The organism is Burkholderia sp. LMU1-1-1.1 (genome assembly GCF_040675865.1).
Lineage (GTDB): Bacteria > Pseudomonadota > Gammaproteobacteria > Burkholderiales > Burkholderiaceae_D > Rugamonas.
This window is the reverse complement of the sequence record NZ_JBEGHG010000004.1, coordinates 127,610-146,595: the sequence shown is the minus strand read 5'-3', so window position 1 is coordinate 146,595 and position 18,986 is coordinate 127,610. Positions and strand designations below refer to the sequence as shown.

Below are 18,986 nucleotides of genomic sequence, written 5' to 3'. Positions count from 1 at the left end.
ATTGACAGCAACTATCTTGTCGCGCAATCATCTTAACAACGGCCACGTTGGCCGGGATGAAGGCGTGACAAGGGCAGCCGGCGATGAACAACCGCGAGAATTTTTGGCATCATCCGGGCTGGCTGTTTTGTCTGCTGCTGCCGTTGTTCCACTTCGCCAGCGTCAAGCTGACCTTCTTCTGCGCCGTCACGCCGGAAAACGTGGTCGTGGTCTGGCTGCCCAACGCGGTGCTGCTGGCGGCGCTGCTGCGCTTTGAGGGGCGCCGCGCGCCGCTGCTGGCCGCCCTCACCTTCACCTCCGACGTGCTGGCCAACGTGAACGCCTTTTCCTGGACGGGCGCGGTGTTGTTCAGCATCTGCAACCTGACGGAAGTGATCATCACCTATCAATTGATGCGCCGCAGCGGCGCCTCGTTCGGCCTGCACCGCCTCAAGGACCTGATGATCTTCATCCTGGCCGGTCCCGTGGTCGGCGCGCTGCTGGCGGCCTTCATGGCGGCGGCGGTGCTGCAGTACCTGATGGAGACCCCGGCGTCGTACTTCACGTTGACCCGCCTGTGGTGGTTCGGCGACGGGCTCGGGTTGCTGATCTACACACCGCTGCTGCTGTCGCTGTCGCAGCCGATGCGCCGCGAGCGGCACCTGACGCGGCTCGACGACGCCGCGCTGGTGCTCACGCTCCTGCTGGCGACGGCCGTGCTGTCCGCGCACGGCGGCGAAATCGACGGCGTCTCCGTCACGCCGACCTTGCTGCTGCCGGCGGTGGCCGTCATCGCCTTCCGCTGCGGCATCCGCCTCACCACCCTGACGGTGGCGCTGATTTCGCTGGCGACGGCGATGATGATGACCACCGGCCTGAAACCGTTCGGCGACGTGCCGGTGCATCTGGAAACGGTGCGCGCGCAGGAGTTCATCCTCACGCTTTGCATCGTCGGCATCGGCTTCGCCGTCCTGCTGGACGAACTGCATGCCCGCGAGCGCGACCTGGAAAACCGCGTGCGCGTTCGCACCCGGGAACTGGAGAAGTCGAATAGCCTGCTGGCCGCCATGAGCGCCACCGACGGCCTGACCGGCATCGCCAACCGGCGCCGGTTCGACGAGATGCTGGCCAGCGAATGGAACCGCTGCCGCCGAGGCAACCGGATGCTGATGCTGGCGATGCTCGATGTCGACCTGTTCAAACAGTACAACGACCATTACGGCCACCAGGCCGGCGACGACGCGCTGCGCGCCGTCGCCGACGAGCTGACCACGCATATCCGCCGCAACAGCGACTTCGTGGCCCGCTACGGCGGCGAGGAGTTCGCCGTCATCGCGGAAGCGCCGGACCTGCCGCACGCGCTGGCCATGGCCGACATGATCTGCCATTCGATCTCCGCGCTCGCCATTCCGCACGACCGCTCGCCCTTCCAGGTGCTGACGGCGAGCGTCGGCGTGGCGCTGATCATTCCCTGCGAGGACGACCAGCCGGTCGATCTGATGAAACTGGCCGATGCCGCGCTCTATCGCGCCAAGCAGCAGGGCCGCAACCGGGTCGAAGTGGCCGACGCCGAGATGGTCACCTGACCGCCAACGCCGCCGGCGGGCCGGCCGGATGGCCGGGCGCTTTGCCCGCCAGCTGGCGGTACTGGCTCGGGGTGACGCCGGTGGTGGCCTTGAACTGGCGCGTGAAGGCGGAATGGTCGCCGTAGCCGCAGGCCTGGGCGATTTCGGCCACGCTGGCGCCGCCGCCGAGCATGCGCGACGCCGCCTCGACCCGGGTCTGGATGATCATCTGGCGCGGCGTCAGGTGGAAGATGCGCAGGAAATAGCGCTCGATCTGCGCCACCGACATGTTCGCGGTGCGCGCCAGTTCGGCCAGATGCAGCGGCTGGCCGTACTGCTCCTGGATCAGGTTGACCGCCGCCGCCACCTTGCGGTAGGCGGGATTCTTCTTGTCGGCCATGGCCAGGTCGCGCGAGACGCCGGTCAGGCCGACGATGCGGCCTTCGCCGTCGCGCAGCGCCGTCTTGCGCGTCAGGCACCAGCCGGGATCGCGGCTGGGATACAAATGCAGCTCCAACTGGTCCTCGATGTCGTGGCCGCCGGCCAGCACCGCCATGTCCTGCGCCACGTAGGACTGGCCGAAGGGATGGGCGAAAACCTCCGCCGGGGTGCGTCCGATCAGCGCCGACTTGTGCCGGCGGCCGCACCGCTGCACCAGCGTCTGATTGACCACAACATACCTTCCCTGCACGTCCTTGACGAAGAAAACCACGTCCGGCAGCGCGTCGAACAGCGCCTCGGCGAAGAAGGGATCGGCTATGCCTGCGCCCAGCGCGCGGCGCGCGGGGTCGTCGGGGAGGGATGAATTGTCCATGGCCCCGATTGTGCCAGCGGTCCGCGCCGCAGTCTGCAGTTTTTTCGCCATTGTGCAGATTTCGTCATTTATCGTGCGCAGGCGGTGCAAGACAGTCCGACCGCGAAAGCCTAAGATTTGAGCATGAAAACCATCACCATCATCGATTCCCATACCGGCGGCGAGCCTACCCGGCTGGTCACCGAGGGCGGCCCGGATCTGGGCAACGGTCCCCTGGACGAGCGCCTGGCGCTGCTCAAACGCGAACACGACACCTTCCGCTCCGCCGTGGTGTGCGAGCCGCGCGGCTCCGACGTGCTGGTCGGCGCGCTGCTGTGCGAGCCGCACGCCGCCGACTGCGCGGCCGGCGTCATCTTCTTCAACAACGTCGGCTACCTGGGCATGTGCGGCCACGGCACCATCGGCCTGGTGGCCTCGCTGGCCTTCATGGGCCGCATCGGGCCGGGCCGCCACCGCATCGACACGCCGGTCGGCGTGGTGGAGGCGGAGCTGCACGAGGACGGCAGCGTCACCGTCGACAATGTCGCCTCCCACCGCAGCCGCGCTCAGGTCACGGTGGACGTGCCGGGCCACGGCCCGGTCACCGGCGACGTCGCCTACGGCGGCAACTGGTTCTTCCTGGTCGCCGGCCACGGGCTGGAACTGAACGTCGCCAACGTCGAAGCGCTGACCGCCTACAGCGCGGCCGTCGGCGCGGCGCTGCAGCGCGACGGCGTCACCGGCGACGGCGGCGCGCTGATCGACCATATCGAACTGTTCGCCCCATCGCGCACCGGCGCCGACAGCCAAAGCTTCGTGCTGTGCCCCGGCAAAGCCTACGACCGCTCCCCGTGCGGCACCGGCACCAGCGCCAAGCTGGCCTGCCTGGCGGCCGACGGCAAGCTGGCCGAGGGCGCGCTGTGGAAGCAGGAAAGCGTCATCGGCAGCGTGTTCGAGGCGTCCTACCGCTATCGCGGCGAGCAGCTGATCCCCAGCATCCGCGGCAAGGCATGGGTCAACGCGCAGGCGCGGCTGATCCTCGACCCGACCGATCCCTTCGTGTGGGGCATCCGGTGAACAACACCGACGTGATCGTCGTCGGCGCCGGCATCGTCGGCGCCGCCTGTGCGGACGCGCTCAGCGAGCGCGGACTGCGGGTGGCGGTCATCGAGCAGGATATCGCCGGCGGCGGCGCCACGGCGGCCGGCATGGGCCACCTGGTGGTCATGGACGACAACGCGGCCGAACTGGCGCTGTCGGCGTATTCGGTCTCGTTGTGGAACGATCTGGTGGGCGAACGCCCGCAGCGCCACGAATACAGCGGCTGCGGCACCATCTGGGTCGCCGCCGACGAGGAAGAAATAGACGCCGCGCGCGTCAAGGCGCAGACGTTGTCGGCCTACGGCATCACCTGCGAGCTGCTGTCGCCGGCGGCGCTGTACGCGCGCGAGCCGCAGCTGCGCGCCGGCCTGGCGGGCGGCCTGCTGGTCAAGGGCGACGGCCTGGTCTACCCGCCCAAAAGCGCGCGCATCCTGCTCGACCGCGCGATGCGGCGCGGCGCCATCACCAAGCGCGCCGCCGTCAGCGCCATCGAGGACCACGGCGTGCTGCTGGCCGACGGCACGCGCCACCAGGCGCAGCACATCGTGCTGGCCGCCGGCTCGCGCTCGGCGGCGCTGCTGCCGGAGCTGCCGGTCCAGCCGAAAAAAGGACACATCGCCATCACCGACCGCTATCCGGGCTTTGTCCGGCACCAGCTGGTGGAGCTGGGCTATATCAAAAGCGCCCATGCGGCCAGCGGCGATTCGGTCGCGTTCAATTTGCAGCCCCGTCCCACAGGACAAGTCTTGATCGGCTCCTCCCGCCAGTTCGACACGATCGATCCGGCGGTGGAGCCGGCCATGCTGCAACGGATGCTCAGGCACGCCACCACCTTCACGCCCGCGCTGGCGCAACTGAACGTGCTGCGTTGCTGGACCGGCCTGCGCGCCGCCACGCCCGACGGCCTGCCGCTGATCGGACCGCACGCGGCGCGCCGCGGCCTGTGGCTCGCCACCGGCCACGAGGGCCTGGGCATCACCACCTCGCTGGCGACGGCGCAGCTGCTGGCCGGCCAGATGCAAGGCGAGAGCACGCGCATTCCCATCAATCCCTACCTGCCCCGCCGCTTCCATGTTTGAATTCGCCGCCCACACTTTCGCCAACAACCGCGCCAACGGCGACAAGGGCGATAGCATCACCCTCAGCATCAACGCCCGCGCCGTCAGCGTGGCGCCCGGCGTCAGCGTGGCCGCCGCCATCGCCATGGCCGGCAGCATCGTCACGCGGCGCTCGGTCGTCGGCGCCGCGCGCGCGCCGCTGTGCGGCATGGGCGTCTGCCAGGAATGCCGGGTGACCATCGACGGCCGTCCGCACCAGCTCTCGTGCCAGACCTTGTGCGCCGACGGCATGCATGTGCAGACCGGCGCGTCGGAGCGCGCGGCATGAGCCACTACGACGTCCTCGTGATCGGCGCCGGCCCGGCCGGACTGGCGGCGGCGCATGCCGCCTGCGCCGGCGGCATGAAGGTCGGCATCGTCGACGACAATCCGCTGGCCGGCGGCCAGATCTGGCGCGGCGGCCCCGATCAACAGGCCGACCCGCGCGCGCAATCGCTGTGGAACGCGTTGCGCGACGCGCCCAACGTCACATTTTTACCGCAAACGCGGGTGCTGTATTCGCCGGAACCGGGGCAACTGCGGGTGCAAACGGCGGCGGCGTCGGACACGCTGCGCTTCGGCCATCTGATCCTGGCGACCGGCGCGCGCGAACGCCTGCTGCCCTTCCCCGGCTGGACCCTGCCCGGCGTGACCGGCGCCGGCGGCCTGCAGGCGCTGGCCAAGGGCGGCTATCCGCTGCAAGGCAAGCGGGTGGTGGTGGCCGGCAGCGGCCCGCTGCTGCTGGCGGTGGCGGCCACGCTCAAGCTCAAGGGCGCGCACATCGTCGCCATCATCGAGCAGGCGGCGACGCCGGCGATGGCGCGCTTCGCCTTCGGCCTGCTGGCGACGCCGTCCAAGATCGCCCAGGCGCTGCGGCTGGCCGCGCAGCTCAAGGACGTGCCGTACCTGCACGACAGCTACGTGCGCTCGGCGCACGGCGACGGCACGCTGCAATCGGTGATGGTCCAGCGCGGCAAAGGGCGCGAACTGGAAACGCTGCAGTGCGACTACCTGGCCTGCGGCTACGGCCTGATACCGAACGTGGAACTGGCGCAGGCGCTCGGCTGCGCCACCGCCAGCGTCGGAGCGCAAACCGTGGTCGAAGCGGACCACTGGCAGCAAACCTCGGTGCCCGGCATCTACTGCGCAGGCGAAGGCACGGGCGTGGGCGGGGTCGACCTGGCGCTGGTGGAGGGCCGCATCGCCGGCCTGTCGGCCAGCGGCCAGATCGTGCCGGCGCAGGCCGATTTCGGCCGACGCGCGCGCTGGCGGAAATTCGCCGCCAGCCTGGCGCGCACCTTCGCGCTGCGTCCGGAGCTGGCCACCCTGGCCGGCGACGACACCATCGTCTGCCGCTGCGAGGACGTCTGCCACGGGGAACTGCGCACGCACACCACCTGGCGCTGCGCCAAGCTGCAAACGCGCTGCGGCATGGGACCGTGCCAGGGCCGCATCTGCGGCGGCGCCACCGAAGTGCTGTACGGCTGGCGTCCCGACGCCGTGCGCATGCCGATCTCTCCGGCGCGCGTCGACACCATCATCGCCTAAAGCGAAATTTAATTGCGCTTGGCGATCGAGGTGCGCAGCACCAATTGCGGTTCGATCATCGTGGTGTCCGACGGCGGCTTGCCGTCGATGGCGGCGATCAGCTTTTCCATCGCGGCGACGCCCATGCGCTCGCTCTGCAGGTCCACCGTCGTCAGCGCCGGCGACGTGTATTGGCCGTACTGGATGTTGTCGAAGCCGGCCACCGAGATGTCGGCCGGCAGGTTGAAGCCCAGCGTTTGCGCCGCTTTCATGAAGCCGAGCGCGATCAGGTCGTTGTAGCAGATCAGCGCGTCCGGATGCTCCTCCCCCAGCATGATGGCCGAGCACAGACGCTCGCCTTCCGCCGACGTCGGCGCGCTGCCTTCGTAGACCGTCAACTCCTGCCCGTAGCCCTTCAGGCATTCGCGGATCGCGCCCAACCGGTCCTCGTCGCGGCGCGAGCGCGGAAAGCGCAGGTAGGCGATCCGCTTGTGCCCCAGCGAGACCAGGTGCCGCACCAGCATGCCGGCGCCACGGTGGTCGTCGCTGCCGACCCACGGCAGGTTCAGGCGCGCCGGCCGGCCGAAATACACCAGCGGCTTGCCCAGGTCCATGACCCAGTCCATTTCCGATTCGAGCATGCGCGAGAAGATAATCAGGCCGTCGACGCGTCGGCTAAGCGCCTCCAGCAGGGGCCGCTCGCGGTCGGGATTTTCCTCGGTGTCGACCAGCAGCAGCGTGTAGCCGTGCGCCAGCGCGACCCGGTTGGCGCCCTTGACGATGCTGGTGAAGTGGGGATTGCCGACGTCCAGCACCGACAGGCCGATGCTCTTGGTGCGGCCGGTGATCATCGATTGCGCCAGCGGATTGGAGCGGTAGCCCAGCCGCGCGATGACTTCCTTGATGGTCGCCTCGACCGCCGGCGAGAAGCGCTGCGCGCCGTTGACGAACTTGGAGACGGTGGCCGTCGAGACGCCGGCCGCCGCCGCGACGTCGCGTATGGTTGCTACATTTTTTTTCATGATCGGGCTGTGGGGGTTGGCGCGGCGCCAAAGCGTGGATATTAGCACGCGCCCCCGCGACCGCCTTCGGCGGCGCCGCCGGGAGCCGGCGCCGCCGTCCAACCCGGCCCGTTTACAGGTCGGTGATTTCCTTATGGCGCGGCACCAGCGCCTTCATCACGCACCACGCCACCAGGTAGGCCAGCGCGCAGATGCCGAACATGATCATGTAGCCGGTGCGGATGTCGTTGACCGATTTGTAGTAGTCGAACACCCAGCCGCCCAACTTGGTCAGCGCCACGCCGCCGATGCCGCCGGCCATGCCGCCGATGCCGATCACCGAGGCCACCGATTTTTGCGGGAACATGTCCGAGACGGTGGTGAAGATGTTGGCCGACCAGGCCTGGTGCGCCGAGGCGCCCACGCCGATCAGCAGCACCGGCACCCAGAAGCTGATCGCGCCGAGCGGCTGCGCCAGCAGCACCACCAGCGGGAAGAAGGCGATCACCAGCATGGCCTTCATGCGGCCGTCGTACGGCGCGTAACCGCGCGACATGAAGTAGCTGGGGAACCAGCCGCCGCCGATCGAGCCGATCATCGTCATGCTGTACAACACGGCCAGCGGCACGATGATGGCGTCGCCCTTCATGCCGTATTGCGCCGACAGGTAGGTCGGCAGCCAGAACAGGAAGAACCACCAGACGCCGTCGGTCATGAACTTGCCGAAGGCGAAGGCCCAGGTCTGGCGGTATTTCAGCAGCTGGAACCACGAGACTTTTTTGGCGGCGGCGGCCGACGCTTCCTCGGTCTTCTCGACCGGCTGCACCGAGTCGCTGCGGATATAGGCCAGCTCCTCCTTCGACAGGCGCCGCTGCTGTTCCGGCTTTTCGTACAGCCACAGCCAGACGCTCATCCAGATGAAGCCGAGCATGCCGATCATGATGAAGGCCGACTGCCAGCCCCAGATGGCGGCGATCACCGGCACCGTGATCGGCGCCAGGATGGCGCCGACGTTGGCGCCGGAGTTGAAGATGCCGGTGGCGAAGGAGCGTTCCTTCTTCGGGAAGTATTCGGCGGTGGCCTTGATCGCGGCCGGGAAGTTGCCCGCCTCGCCGACCGCCAGCACCGCGCGCGAGATCATGAAGCCGACGATCGACGGCACCAGCACCACGCCGAAGGCGGCGCCGATGACGGCCACGCCCTCGCCCATCGGCACCGAGAACGCGTGCAGGATGGCGCCCAGCGACCAGACCACGATCGCCACCACGTAGGCGGCCTTGGTGCCGATCTTGTCGACCACGCGGCCGGCGAACAGCATCGAGATCGCGTAGACGAACTGGAAGGCGGCGGCGATGTTGGCGTAGTCGGTGTTGGTCCAGCCGAACTCCTTGGACAGGTCGGGGGCCAGCAGGCTCAATACCTGGCGGTCCAGGTAGTTGACGGTGGTGGCAAAAAACAACAGTGCACAGATGGTCCATCGGTATTTACCGACGGCTTGGCCCACCACGTGCGGAGTTACAGGCTCGCTCAGGTTCATGGCATCACTTATATTTTGGTTTTTGGTGATGATCTCTCGGTCTCCACGAGATCACTTTAGTCGTATGTCATCGTACAACTATAAAACTTGATAAGCAAGCACAAAGATAAGCCAGTTGAAGCCGCCCCGCGCAAGAAGATGATTGATTCATGAGGCGTCGGCTCCGATGCTTGACCGGCGCCGCTCCGCCCCGTGTGGCGGCGTTGTAGGACGACCTCAGGCCGGCTGCGCGGCCCGCGCGTCGCCGGTCTTGACCAGCAGCAGCGCCACCAGGCTGATCACCGCCGCGCCCGACAAATAGTAGCCGACGTAATGCAGTCCGTAGTTGGTCGCCAGCCAGGTGGCGATGTACGGCGCCAGCGAGGCGCCGAGGATGCCGGCCAGGTTGAACGTCAGCGAGGCGCCGGTGTAGCGCACCTCCGGCGGGAACAGCTCGGACAGGATGGTGCCCAGCGGGCCGTAGGTCATGCCCATCAATCCCAGGCCGAGCGACAGGAACACGGTGATCTGGACCAGGCTGCCGGAGCCGAACAGCGGCGCCAGCGCCAGCCCGAACACGGCAATCGCGGCCGAGACCCAGATCAGCGTCGTGCGGCGGCCGTAACGGTCGGCCCACAGCGCGGCGAGCGGGATCGTCAGGCCGAAGAACAGCACGGCGATCAATTGCTGGATCAGGAAATCCTTGCGGGTGAACTTCAGCGCCGTGGTGCCCCAGCTGAGCGCGAACACCGTCATCAGGTAGAACAGCACGAAGGTGGCCAGCGCGATCAGGGTGCCCAGCACCAGCACGCGGCCGTGGTCGCGGAACACCGTCACCACCGGCACCTTGACGCGCTCGTTCTTGTCGAGCACCTTCTGGAAGTCCGGCGTCTCGTGGATTTTCAGGCGGATATACAGGCCGACCACCACCAGCAGCGAGCTGGCCAGGAACGGAATGCGCCAGCCGTAGCTGAAGAACTCGGCGTCGGTCAGCACTTCGCTCAGCAGCAGGAAAATGCCGCCCGACAGGAAGAAGCCGATCGGCGCGCCCAGCTGCGGGAACATGCCGTACCAGGCGCGTTTGCCCGGCGGCGCGTTCTCGGTCGCCAGCAGCACCGCGCCGCCCCACTCGCCGCCGAGGCCGAGGCCCTGGCCGAAGCGGCACAGCGCCAGCAGCGCCGGCGCCAGCGTGCCGATCTGCGCGTAGGTCGGCAGCATGCCGATCACCACGGTCGAGATGCCCATCATCAGCAGCGCCGCGACCAAGGTGGCCTTGCGGCCGATGCGGTCGCCGAAGTGGCCGAACACGGCCGAGCCGACCGGGCGCGCGAAGAAGGCGATGGCGAACGTGGCCAGCGACTGCAAGGTGGCGGCGGCCGGATCGCTGGCGGGAAAGAACAGCTTGGGGAACACCAGCACGGCGGCGGTGGCGTAGATATAGAAATCGAAGAATTCGATGGTGGTGCCGATCAAGCTGGCAAACAGCACCGTGGACGGCGAATTGGTCTTGGACGATCCCGGTTGAGACTTGCTCATGCGTGCGGCTCCTGCGGATGGGTGGTGCGCCTCATCATACACACCCGATCCGCAGCTTGCCAAGCAGATATGATTGCCCGTGATGACTGGTCAGTGATCGATTTGCGACAGTCCCGCGGCGATCTCGTCGGCCTTGAGCGGGCGCACCACGCGCGCCACTTCCCGGCCGTCGCGCAGGAAGATCAAGGTCGGCCACAGCTTGACCTTGTAGGAGCGGCCCAGCGGACGGCCCGGCCCGTCCTCGACCTTGTAGTGGTTGACGGCGGCATGGCCGGCCATCGCCTGTTGCAGCGGCGACTGGGCGGCCATGCAATGGCCGCACCAGTTGGCGCCGAACTCCAGCAACGTGGCGCCGGGCATGGCGTCGATCTCGGCGCGCGGCGGCGCCTCGGCGATATAAACAGTTTTCATTAGACGGTTTTCATTTGGTCTTGAACTTGGCACATGGATCGGTGCGCTGCTGCGTCTTGAGCTGGTGCGCCACGTCGTACAGGCCGCCATCCTTGTCGCCGCCCTCCACGAAGCCCTCGCTGCGCACGGTCAGTATAGGCTGAATCTGATTGAGCCAGCGCGCGACACCGATGTCCTTGCGCACATGGCCGTTGCCAGCGATCAGCACCACGTCGCGCGGCCGCTGGTCGCGCACGATCTTGGCCATCCAGATGTCGCGCGCGATTTGGGCGTTGACCATGCCCTCGATCATCATCTCGGGCGCCATATTGCAGTGGCCGATGGCGATCTCCTTTTGCTGGGCGGCGCGCAGGTCGGCCGGCAGCGGCTGGTCCAGGCGGTAGTCCTTGACGCTTTGCGGGTCGAAGGTGGCGGTGACGCCGTCGCGCACCACGCGCGAGGCGTCGGCGCGCGACAGGTTGCCGGCCACCAGCGGCAGGTGGTAGGTCAGCGCCAGCTGGATCACCGGGTAATACAATTGCCAGTCCCAGCGGGCGCCATTGACGACGCGGATCACGCACTGCGCGTCGAGGCAGCCCTTTTGCGCCTTGTTGAGCAAATCCTGGTCTTCGCGGTCGAACTGCTCCATGACGATGGCCGGCCGCCAGCCGCCCTCCACCCGCTGGCGCAGCAGATCGTAGCGCAGCCGGTGCCCCTGGGCGTTGTCGTGCACCTCGCCCAGCAACAACACTTGCGGATTGGGTCCGGCCGGGGCGGCCTGCCCGGCCTCCGGGGTCGGGCCAGGGCGGGCGCCGCCGGCGCAACCGGCCAAGGCCAGCGCGCCTGTCAACATTGCCGTAAAGCCAATTGTCCGCCAGCTTTTTTTATATGTGGATATCATTCCGCTCCTCACGTCTGAGTTCGCAAGAAACCTGCGGCGCCTGCCGATGCATCGGCCTGTTGTTGCGGCGCAATATTAAATTTCTTTGACATAAACACAGATAGCAATATGTTATGAATTGTGGTTTAATAGTCTTTGTGCAATAAACGTCCAACGCATTGCGGTCGCGAGTCTAGGGTGTCTGCATTAATTTGCGGTTAACACCAAGCCCCCGCAGTATTGCCATAGGAGTAAATTATGAAAATAACACCGCTTTTAACATCGCTGCTATTGGCGCTGAGCCTGACCGGCGCGGCGCACGCGAAGGTCCACACCGCCCCCGCGGCGCCTAACGCAGCTGCAACAATTGAGGCCGAAAAATGCGTGCCGAACGCGGCCTCCTCATGCATGACCGACGACGACGCGGCGGCCAAGGACGACGACAGTGTCGATCTCGCCACGCTGCCGAAAACCAATCCCGCGCAGCAGGTCGACGCCGCCGCCTCGCCGGTGCCGGAACCGCAAACCTTCGCCATGATGGCGCTGGGTCTGGCGCTGCTGGGTTTCTCCTCGCGCCGCCGCAAGCCGTCGGACAAGTTCGAGAACTAAGCGCTGCCCACGCGGCACGACACAAATCCCGCCCGGTGCGGGATTTTTTTTGCCCTTCAGTAGCAAAGCGACCGTATGTTGCTGATGGCCACGCCCTGGGCCATGGCGCGGAACGCGCACCCCAGCTTGCGCCAGCCGTCGTCGGTCAGCATCACCGCGCCCACCGCCAACGCCAGCGCGACGGCCAGCACGATCAACAATCCCTTGATGGCGTCTTTATTCATGCGGCCCCCGGTCGGCGCGGCGTGAACGGCGTTAGGCGGCGTCCGCCAGCTGGTAGTCGAAGTCGTAGTAGTGCTTGCCGCCTTCGATGCGGATGTTCAAGGTGCCGCTGAGCCCCTCGAGCTCGTCCCGGCCCGAATCGGGCACCACCGCCACCGCCAGGCTGGGCGCGCCGCGCTCCATGATGCCGCGGTGGTGCAGCAGGAAGTTGCCGCGTTTGCCGGCGAGGGAGCCCTCGACCCGTTCGATCGCCACGTACACGCCCGAGCCCAGCGCGCTGTCCATATAGGCCAGCATCTCGCCCTTGCCGGTGGCGGCCAGCGCGCCGTGGTACTGCTTGTCGAGCGACATGCGGCCCACGCCGCTGTCGCCGGCGACCTCGGAGGTCGACTCCGGCCGCATCTTGACGCTGAATTCCCCTGTGACCCTGTTCATCGCTGCTCCTTCCTAGGCGGGCAGGCGGGTTTCCGCCTGGCCGCTGGTGTCGTCGACCGGCGTCACGCACGGCATGCGCAGCGTGAAACTGGCGCCGTGGCCCAGCACGCTGGCGACCGTGACCGTGCCGCCGAATTGTTTGGCCATCAGGTTGAACACGATGTTCAGCCCGAGCCCGGTGCCGCCCTGCCCGCGCCGCGTGGTCACGAACGGATCGAACACCTTGTCCAGCATTTCCGGCGCGATGCCCTTGCCGTTGTCGCTCACCCGCATCTCGATCCAGTCGCCCTGGCGCACCACGTCGATGGTGATGCGGCCCTCGTCGTCCGGCTCGAACGCGTGGTCGACGCAGTTGAGCGTCAAATTCGTGATCACCTGCGCCAGCGCGCCAGGGTAGCTGTCGAGCATGATATCGGGCGGGCAATCGATGCCGACCGCGATATGCGTCTTCTTCAGCTTGGGCTGGAGGCTGGACACCACCTCGTTTATATAATCGCGCAATTCGAAGCGGCGGCGCGCCTCGCTGACCTGGTCGACGGCGATCTGCTTGAAGCTGTGGATCAGGTGGGCGGCGCGGTAGGCGTTGTTCATGATCAGGCGCGTGCTTTCGGCCGCCGTCTCGAGGTAGCGCATGATGTCCGATTTCTTGATGTTGCCGCCCTCGACGGCCAGTTGCACCTTCTCGGTGGCCTCCATCAGCACCGAGGCGCTGGTCAGGGCGATGCCGACCGGCGTGTTGATCTCGTGGGCGACGCCGGCCACCAGGCCGCCCAGCGAGGCCAGCCGCTCGGCCTGCAGCAGCGATTCCTGCGTGCGGCGCAGGTCGGCCATGGCCTTGGCGGTGGCCTGGGCCGACTTGCGGGCCTCGTCCTCGGCCTCGCGGATGCGCTGGATGTTCGATTTGACCTTGCGCTGGATGGCGTTGAAGCCGCGGATGACTTCGCCGAGCTCGTCGTGGCGGCTGTCGGCCAGCTCCTCGACCTCGTCGCTGCCGCGCGTGGCCAGGTCGAACAGGCCGTCGCGCAGGCGCTTGAGGGGGTCGAACACGATGCGCAGCGACAAGGCCAGTGCGGCCACCAGGATCAGGTCGAGCAGCAACACCTCGATCACCTTGCGGCGCACCTCGGCCGCCAGGGTGGCGTCGATCTGGGCGCGGCTGAAGTTGACCACCACGCGGCCGACGATGACCGGCTTGAGCGCGGCCCCGGCGGCGCCGGAGTCGCGGTAGGCCAGGTCGGCCACCACCGGCGTGCCGGCGACGGCGGCATCGTTCTCGATCGTGCTGATTTTGCCGTCCTCGTGGCGCAGGCGGCCGGAAAACAGGCCCACCGAGGTGTCGTAGACGCGGATCGACACCAGTTCGGGCGGCATCATCTCGGCGGCGACGATGTTGTCGACCTTGGCCTTGTCCAGGTCCCACAGCGCCGACGGCAGGCTGGTTTGCAGCCGGGTCAGCACGCCCTGGCGCAGGCGCTGGCTGCTCACTTCGAGTTCGTGCCCGAGGCTGTATTGCGCATAGGTGCCGGAAATACCGAGCACCAGGGTCACGATGACCACGAAGAGCAGTGTCAAACGGCCTTGAATACCAGACATCGAACAATCTCCCCCGACCACGTATTTGACGGCAACGTCCCAATGTACGGTATGGGCTGCGTCTTGGCAAGAATTTGGGGCGGTCGCCGGCCAACGGCGGCTCCGCCCGGCAGACTCCACCGGCGCGCAATGGTAATATCGTGCAACATGTGGGCCGGCTGACACACCGGCGGACAACCCGAATTTAGCGGAGGCACCATGACGGGCAATTATCATCAACTGGCGACGGCCGAGGTGCGGCCGGGCATGGTCCTGTCCGACGTGCTGCTCGACGTCCAGGGCCACGTGCTGCTGCCGCAGGGCACCGTGCTGACCGAGGCCATGCTGGCGCTGATGCCGCGCCACGGCATCGCCGTGCTGCCCATCGTGCGCGAGGACGTGGCGCCGGAGGTGGCGCGGGCCGCGCTGACCCAGCATCAGGCCCGCATCGATCATCTGTTCCGCAAAAACGACGCCGACAGCGACAACGACTGGGCCACGGCGTTGCTGCGGCGTTTCGTGACCGATTTCCGGCTCGGCAAAGCGGAACCGGAGCAAGCCACGGAGCACCCCGGACATGAGTAACACCCTCAGCTACGACGACGTCGTGCGCAACCTCGACGACCTGCCGTCGCTGCCGGCGGTGGTGATGGAATTGCTCAACAGCATAGACCAGGACGATGTCGACATCTCCGTGCTGGCCAAGAAGGTGTCCTATGACCAGGCGCTGACCGCCAAGACGCTGCGGCTGGCCAATTCGTCGCTGTACGGGCTGCAGGTCAAGGTCACCACCATCCAGCAGGCGATCACCTACCTGGGTTTCCAGACCACCCGCAACCTGATCACGGCGGCGGCCGTCACCGGCTGCTTCGCCGAGGGCCATTGCCCCGGCTTCGACCACAAGGCGTTCTGGCGCCACTCGATCGCCACCGCCGCCTGCGCCAAGGTGCTGGCGCGGCAAATGCGCTTCAACCAGGATTACGCCTTCACGGCCGGCTTGCTGCACGATATAGGCAGGCTGGTGCTGGTGTCGTGCTTCCCGAACCAGTATTCGATCACCCTGGCCTACCGCGAGGAGCACGACTGTTATTTGCTGGAGGCCGAACGCAAGGTGCTGGGCGTCGATCACGTCGACGCCGGCATGGCGCTGGCCGAACACTGGAATTTTTCCGACACGATGCGGCTGGCCATCGGCGGCCACCACGATCCGGAAGCGCCGGGCGCGGGCTTCCTGGCGGCCATCATCCATGTGGCCGACGCCATCGTCCACGCGCTCGATCTGGCGCAGGTGCGGGACGATCTGGTCCCGCCCGTGTCCACCGTGGCCTGGACCGCGCTGGGCCTCGATGAGGAAATCTATCTGCAGCTGTTCCGTGAAACCGAGCTGCAGTATGAAGAAATTTCGATGGTGCTGCTGAGCTAACAGACTACGCTGACCGACTGCCTACTGCACAAGATGCACGAAAACACGAAAGGGCTACCTGCCGGCCGGGTCGGACGTGACGTCGGTGGACGTCACGTCAGCCACGGCGCGGCAAGTGCGGAAGCTGCGGGCGCATTAATGACGCGCGTAGTTTCCGGCCTCGGCCTTTTCTGGGCGCTCTTCAGGCTTCGGACGGCCCTGCGCATCGGACAGGCGGTATTTGGTGCGGCGGTCGCCCATCAAGTCGCGCAGGTCGCGGATGCTCATGCCGGTCACCTCGTGCATGCGGATCAGCAGCGAGGCGCCGACCGGCAAACGGTGGTGACGGATTTTGCTGATCACCGGCGGAGCCACTTCCAGCAGGCGCGACAGCGCGGCGTCGTTTTTCAGTTGCATCTTGCCGAGCAGGATGTCCAGCAGATGGTTGGGGTTGTAGCTTTCTTGGGAAGCAAGAGCGTGATGTGCCATGATTTTCCTCGTTGGTTGGGTGAAGATATAGTGCTGGTCGGAACTTAAGGACAACTTAGAATTTATCAATTAACTGCATCCTGGGATAAGCAGCTAACAGAGCGACTAAACTAACCCGCAAGTCCGATTTGCCTGAATTGCCTTTCGTGCAAGAGAATTCTATGCTTAAAGGGACTGCTCCAGCCGGCGCGCGGTGTATGAAGATTGTTTGACATCAACCGCCGGCTAGAAAACTTAGCAACTATGCTATTTCATCACATGGGGCCGGAGGGTGTCGCACGCAAGAACTTGTAGGAAATTGTTACATGAAGCAAGTTCATGCAGAGGGACGGCGGGTTTGCTACCCCTCGGCAACTGTGTCACAGCCAGGGCAACATTCGGTGGTCCCGGGGCGGCGCCGGCCGGGTCCGACGCGGGCCGCGCACCCCGCTTCAAAATGCGGCGCGGGCGCGGTTTGCATCGGCAAATTACGCTAAACTAGCGCCTGTGCGCAGCAGTGCGCCCCATCCCGCCTCATCTCTTAAAAGCATTCCATTGAAAACCAAAACACCCGTTCAGCCGCATTACTTTGTTCCAGAGCCGCTCGACAACTCGCGCCTGGCCCATTTGTGCGGCCCCCTCGACGAAAACCTGCGGCAGATTTCCGCGGCGCTGGACGTCACCATTTTCCGTCGGGGCGAGAAATTCATCGTCAGCGGCCACAATGCCGAACGCGCGGTGCAGATCCTGGAACAGTTCTACGCCGTCGCCAACAAGGTCGTGCCGATTGAAGAGGTGCAACTGGCGCTGGTCGAACAGCGCGCCGGCCTGGCCGCGGCGGCCACCGCCGCGGCCACCGTCCCTGGCGGCGATGCCAAACCGCACGCGGTGGCCGAGGCGCCGTTCGTCGAGCCGGAAATCAACAGCCCGGTGCTGAAGACCCGCCGCGCCGACCTGCGCGGCCGCACGCCGCACCAGATCCGTTACCTGCGCAACATCCTCGAGCACGACATCAGTTTCGGCGTCGGCCCGGCCGGCACCGGCAAGACCTATCTGGCCGTGGCCTGCGCGGTCGATGCGCTCGAGCGCGACGCCGTCAAGCGCATCATCCTGACCCGTCCGGCCGTCGAGGCCGGCGAGCGGCTCGGCTTCCTGCCGGGCGACCTGGCGCAAAAAGTCGATCCGTATCTGCGGCCGCTGTACGACGCGCTGTACGACCTGCTGGGCTTCGACCGCACGCAGAAAATGTTCGAGAAGCAAGTCATCGAGATCGCGCCGCTGGCCTATATGCGCGGGCGCACCCTGAACCACGCGTTCGTGATCCTCGACGAGGCGCAAAACACCACCGTCGAGCAGATGAAGATGTTCCTGACGCGCATAGGTTTCGGCAGCAAGGCCGTCATCACCGGCGACGTCACGCAGGTGGACTTGCACAAGAGCCAGAAAAGCGGCTTGGTCGACGCCGTCCAGGTGTTGAAGGACGTGCGCGGCATCGCCTTCAGCCACTTCAACAGCGAGGACGTGGTGCGCCACCCGCTGGTGGCGCGCATCGTCGACGCCTACGAGACGGCGCACAACCACGAAGCCGAGATCGCTCCCCTCCTCAAAGCCACCGCCCTTAAAAATGTCCGTAAAAAATAAATTGACCTTGTCGGTGCAATATCCCGACGCCCGCCTGAAGGAAGTCATCACCCGTCCGGCCATCCGCAAGTGGATACAGGCGGCGCTGTTCGCCCCGGCCGAGCTGACCATCCGCTTCGTCGACGCCGACGAGGGCCGCGAGCTCAACAAGCAATACCGGGGCAAGGACTACGCCACCAACGTGCTGACCTTCGCCTACAACGAGGGCGAGGAACTGGACGAGGACGCGCCGACGCGGGCCGACATCATCCTGTGCACCGACGTGCTGGAGAAGGAGGCGGCCGAGCAGAAGAAGTCGGTGGAGGAGCACACGGCCCACCTGGTCGTGCACGGCGTGCTGCACGCGCAGGGCTACGACCACGAGGACGACGAGGAGGCGGCCGAGATGGAAGGCATCGAGACCGAGTTGCTGGCCGAGCTAGGTTACGCCGATCCCTACGCGGAATGACTCAGCCGCCCGTCCGCCGCGGCATCGGACATTTGGCCAATCGCCTCCTGCCAAGGCACCGCTGTCGGCAGCGTGGCGACCTGCCCGTTCCGGAGAACCAGAAGCGGCCCATTGCCCGCGAGCGCGAACATGGGATCGCGGGTGCGGACGAAATCAGCTGAATTGTAGAAAAACAGCCAGCCTTGCTTCACCTCTGTTGTTTCGGCGGTCACAATGTCGAATGCATCGCCCGCCGCCCGGCCCAGCTCATCGACCTTGGCTCGGGCAATTGTTAAAGCTGCGGCACGATTGAGCGTATCCATTAGTTGCTCCTTAAAAAGCGAAACCCGGTGTAACCGCTGACCACCGCGGCTTTGCCAATTTGCCCATCGAGGAAGCGGACGACGCCATTTTGATTGACGGCATTGAAGACGTGGCCTACTCCTCCGCTGCGGCTACCGTAGACAATCCCGCGACTTCCACTGCCCGCGGCCAGCAACGCCTGCACCACCTCGCCAAGATCGTCAGCAGCCTCACTGAATTTTGCGCCAAATATCTGTTCAAGTATAGTGATGCTATGGGGGCCACCAGGCAGAGCCGCAGCAGGACGGCCCGCCAGCATCGCATCCGTTGCGATCACGCAATTAACGCAATTCGTCTTGCTCTGTCCAGGATTGATGCGTCGAACCGTGCCGGCCAGGATATTCATCGCGCGACCACCATCATTGAATGAATTGGTCCAGCATGGCCCCGATGAATGGCCAATGCGCTGAGCAAACTCAAACGATGCCTAGCTTCGCTCCCCGATCGGATTGGCTGCTTTTT

22 protein-coding genes are annotated in these 18,986 nt (G+C 65.9%); 10 read left to right on the top strand and 12 right to left on the bottom strand.

All coding sequences use genetic code 11. The annotated features are described in order from the left end of the window. The first annotated feature begins 83 nt into the window (after positions 1-83). Entirely contained in the window at positions 84-1,565 is a 1,482-nt protein-coding gene (locus MRBLMU1_RS05435) for a GGDEF domain-containing protein (protein ID WP_363498162.1), read from the top strand. Here the strand turns inward: MRBLMU1_RS05435 and MRBLMU1_RS05430 are convergent. Beyond that, entirely contained in the window at positions 1,558-2,358 is an 801-nt protein-coding gene (locus MRBLMU1_RS05430) for an AraC family transcriptional regulator (protein ID WP_363498159.1), read from the bottom strand. The genes MRBLMU1_RS05435 and MRBLMU1_RS05430 overlap by 8 nt on opposite strands. Before the next feature lie 123 nt (positions 2,359-2,481). Here MRBLMU1_RS05430 and MRBLMU1_RS05425 point away from each other — a divergent pair, with 123 nt between their 5' ends. Genes MRBLMU1_RS05425 through MRBLMU1_RS05410 form a run of 4 tightly spaced genes read left to right on the top strand, consistent with a single transcriptional unit; the run spans position 2,482 to position 6,083 of the window. After that, the gene (locus tag MRBLMU1_RS05425; RefSeq protein WP_363498156.1) at positions 2,482-3,414 is read left to right on the top strand and encodes a 4-hydroxyproline epimerase; all 933 of its coding nucleotides are present in this window, start codon (positions 2,482-2,484) and stop codon (positions 3,412-3,414) included. Beyond that, complete coding sequence (locus tag MRBLMU1_RS05420; RefSeq protein ID WP_363498153.1) at positions 3,411-4,517, top strand: NAD(P)/FAD-dependent oxidoreductase; 1,107 nt, start codon at positions 3,411-3,413, stop codon at positions 4,515-4,517. Before MRBLMU1_RS05425 ends, MRBLMU1_RS05420 begins: the two co-directional genes overlap by 4 nt. Further along, on the top strand, positions 4,510-4,824 hold the full coding sequence (locus MRBLMU1_RS05415) for a (2Fe-2S)-binding protein (protein WP_363498150.1): 315 nt from the start codon (positions 4,510-4,512) through the stop codon (positions 4,822-4,824). Before MRBLMU1_RS05420 ends, MRBLMU1_RS05415 begins: the two co-directional genes overlap by 8 nt. Continuing rightward, entirely contained in the window at positions 4,821-6,083 is a 1,263-nt protein-coding gene (locus MRBLMU1_RS05410) for an FAD-dependent oxidoreductase (RefSeq protein WP_363498147.1), read from the top strand. Before MRBLMU1_RS05415 ends, MRBLMU1_RS05410 begins: the two co-directional genes overlap by 4 nt. An 8-nt stretch (positions 6,084-6,091) precedes the next feature. Here the strand turns inward: MRBLMU1_RS05410 and MRBLMU1_RS05405 are convergent, their stop codons facing one another. From MRBLMU1_RS05405 to MRBLMU1_RS05385, 5 genes are all read right to left on the bottom strand, one after another. Then, a complete protein-coding gene (locus tag MRBLMU1_RS05405) occupies positions 6,092-7,084 on the bottom strand; it encodes a LacI family DNA-binding transcriptional regulator (RefSeq protein WP_363498145.1) in 993 nt (330 codons plus the stop codon). A 112-nt stretch (positions 7,085-7,196) separates the two neighbouring features. Then, positions 7,197-8,600, bottom strand: a complete 1,404-nt coding sequence (locus MRBLMU1_RS05400; protein WP_363498142.1) for an MFS transporter — start codon at positions 8,598-8,600, stop codon at positions 7,197-7,199. Between the two features lie 216 nt (positions 8,601-8,816). Next, positions 8,817-10,115 (bottom strand): MFS transporter, encoded by a 1,299-nt coding sequence (locus tag MRBLMU1_RS05395; RefSeq protein ID WP_363498139.1) that lies wholly within the window; start codon positions 10,113-10,115, stop codon positions 8,817-8,819. Positions 10,116-10,205: 90 nt separating this feature from the next. Then, positions 10,206-10,526 carry a thioredoxin family protein gene (locus MRBLMU1_RS05390; protein ID WP_363498136.1) on the bottom strand — a complete coding sequence of 107 codons (321 nt, stop codon included), beginning with the start codon at positions 10,524-10,526 and terminating at the stop codon, positions 10,206-10,208. A gap of 10 nt (positions 10,527-10,536) precedes the next feature. Further along, a complete protein-coding gene (locus MRBLMU1_RS05385) occupies positions 10,537-11,358 on the bottom strand; it encodes a ChaN family lipoprotein (RefSeq protein ID WP_363498133.1) in 822 nt (273 codons plus the stop codon). A 285-nt stretch (positions 11,359-11,643) separates the two neighbouring features. Here MRBLMU1_RS05385 and MRBLMU1_RS05380 point away from each other — a divergent pair, with 285 nt between their 5' ends. Next, positions 11,644-11,994: a PEP-CTERM sorting domain-containing protein gene (locus MRBLMU1_RS05380; RefSeq protein WP_363498130.1), complete on the top strand. Its 351-nt coding sequence runs from the start codon at positions 11,644-11,646 to the stop codon at positions 11,992-11,994. Positions 11,995-12,050: 56 nt separating this feature from the next. On the opposite strand, the gene MRBLMU1_RS05375 is transcribed toward MRBLMU1_RS05380, so the two are convergent. From MRBLMU1_RS05375 to MRBLMU1_RS05365, 3 genes are read right to left on the bottom strand one after another with little or no spacing between them, the layout of a single operon-like run. After that, positions 12,051-12,218 carry a hypothetical protein gene (locus MRBLMU1_RS05375; RefSeq protein WP_363498127.1) on the bottom strand — a complete coding sequence of 56 codons (168 nt, stop codon included), beginning with the start codon at positions 12,216-12,218 and terminating at the stop codon, positions 12,051-12,053. A 31-nt stretch (positions 12,219-12,249) separates the two neighbouring features. Further along, complete coding sequence (locus MRBLMU1_RS05370) at positions 12,250-12,651, bottom strand: DUF3224 domain-containing protein (protein ID WP_363498124.1); 402 nt, start codon at positions 12,649-12,651, stop codon at positions 12,250-12,252. A 12-nt stretch (positions 12,652-12,663) separates the two neighbouring features. Next, entirely contained in the window at positions 12,664-14,244 is a 1,581-nt protein-coding gene (locus MRBLMU1_RS05365) for a sensor histidine kinase (protein WP_363498121.1), read from the bottom strand. A gap of 198 nt (positions 14,245-14,442) precedes the next feature. Between MRBLMU1_RS05365 and MRBLMU1_RS05360 the strand changes: the two genes are divergently transcribed. Beyond that, the gene (locus tag MRBLMU1_RS05360) at positions 14,443-14,808 is read left to right on the top strand and encodes a hypothetical protein (protein WP_363498118.1); all 366 of its coding nucleotides are present in this window, start codon (positions 14,443-14,445) and stop codon (positions 14,806-14,808) included. Then, a complete protein-coding gene (locus MRBLMU1_RS05355; RefSeq protein ID WP_363498115.1) occupies positions 14,801-15,646 on the top strand; it encodes an HDOD domain-containing protein in 846 nt (281 codons plus the stop codon). The genes MRBLMU1_RS05360 and MRBLMU1_RS05355 overlap by 8 nt, the downstream gene beginning before the upstream one ends. A gap of 135 nt (positions 15,647-15,781) precedes the next feature. On the opposite strand, the gene MRBLMU1_RS05350 is transcribed toward MRBLMU1_RS05355, so the two are convergent. Continuing rightward, positions 15,782-16,114, bottom strand: a complete 333-nt coding sequence (locus tag MRBLMU1_RS05350; RefSeq protein ID WP_090323567.1) for a hypothetical protein — start codon at positions 16,112-16,114, stop codon at positions 15,782-15,784. 534 nt (positions 16,115-16,648) lie between these two features. Between MRBLMU1_RS05350 and MRBLMU1_RS05345 the strand changes: the two genes are divergently transcribed. Both MRBLMU1_RS05345 and ybeY read left to right on the top strand, forming a co-directional pair. Beyond that, complete coding sequence (locus MRBLMU1_RS05345; protein WP_363498112.1) at positions 16,649-17,734, top strand: PhoH family protein; 1,086 nt, start codon at positions 16,649-16,651, stop codon at positions 17,732-17,734. Continuing rightward, positions 17,718-18,182 carry an rRNA maturation RNase YbeY gene (ybeY, locus tag MRBLMU1_RS05340; protein WP_363498109.1) on the top strand — a complete coding sequence of 155 codons (465 nt, stop codon included), beginning with the start codon at positions 17,718-17,720 and terminating at the stop codon, positions 18,180-18,182. The genes MRBLMU1_RS05345 and ybeY overlap by 17 nt, the downstream gene beginning before the upstream one ends. Here ybeY and MRBLMU1_RS05335 read toward each other — a convergent pair. Together MRBLMU1_RS05335 and MRBLMU1_RS05330 are read right to left on the bottom strand one after the other, a co-directional pair. Then, positions 18,170-18,484 carry a YrhB domain-containing protein gene (locus MRBLMU1_RS05335; RefSeq protein ID WP_363498106.1) on the bottom strand — a complete coding sequence of 105 codons (315 nt, stop codon included), beginning with the start codon at positions 18,482-18,484 and terminating at the stop codon, positions 18,170-18,172. The two genes, ybeY and MRBLMU1_RS05335, sit on opposite strands and share 13 nt — an antisense overlap. Beyond that, positions 18,484-18,870 (bottom strand): toxin glutamine deamidase domain-containing protein, encoded by a 387-nt coding sequence (locus tag MRBLMU1_RS05330; protein ID WP_363498103.1) that lies wholly within the window; start codon positions 18,868-18,870, stop codon positions 18,484-18,486. Before MRBLMU1_RS05330 ends, MRBLMU1_RS05335 begins: the two co-directional genes overlap by 1 nt. Positions 18,871-18,986: the final 116 nt, after the last annotated feature.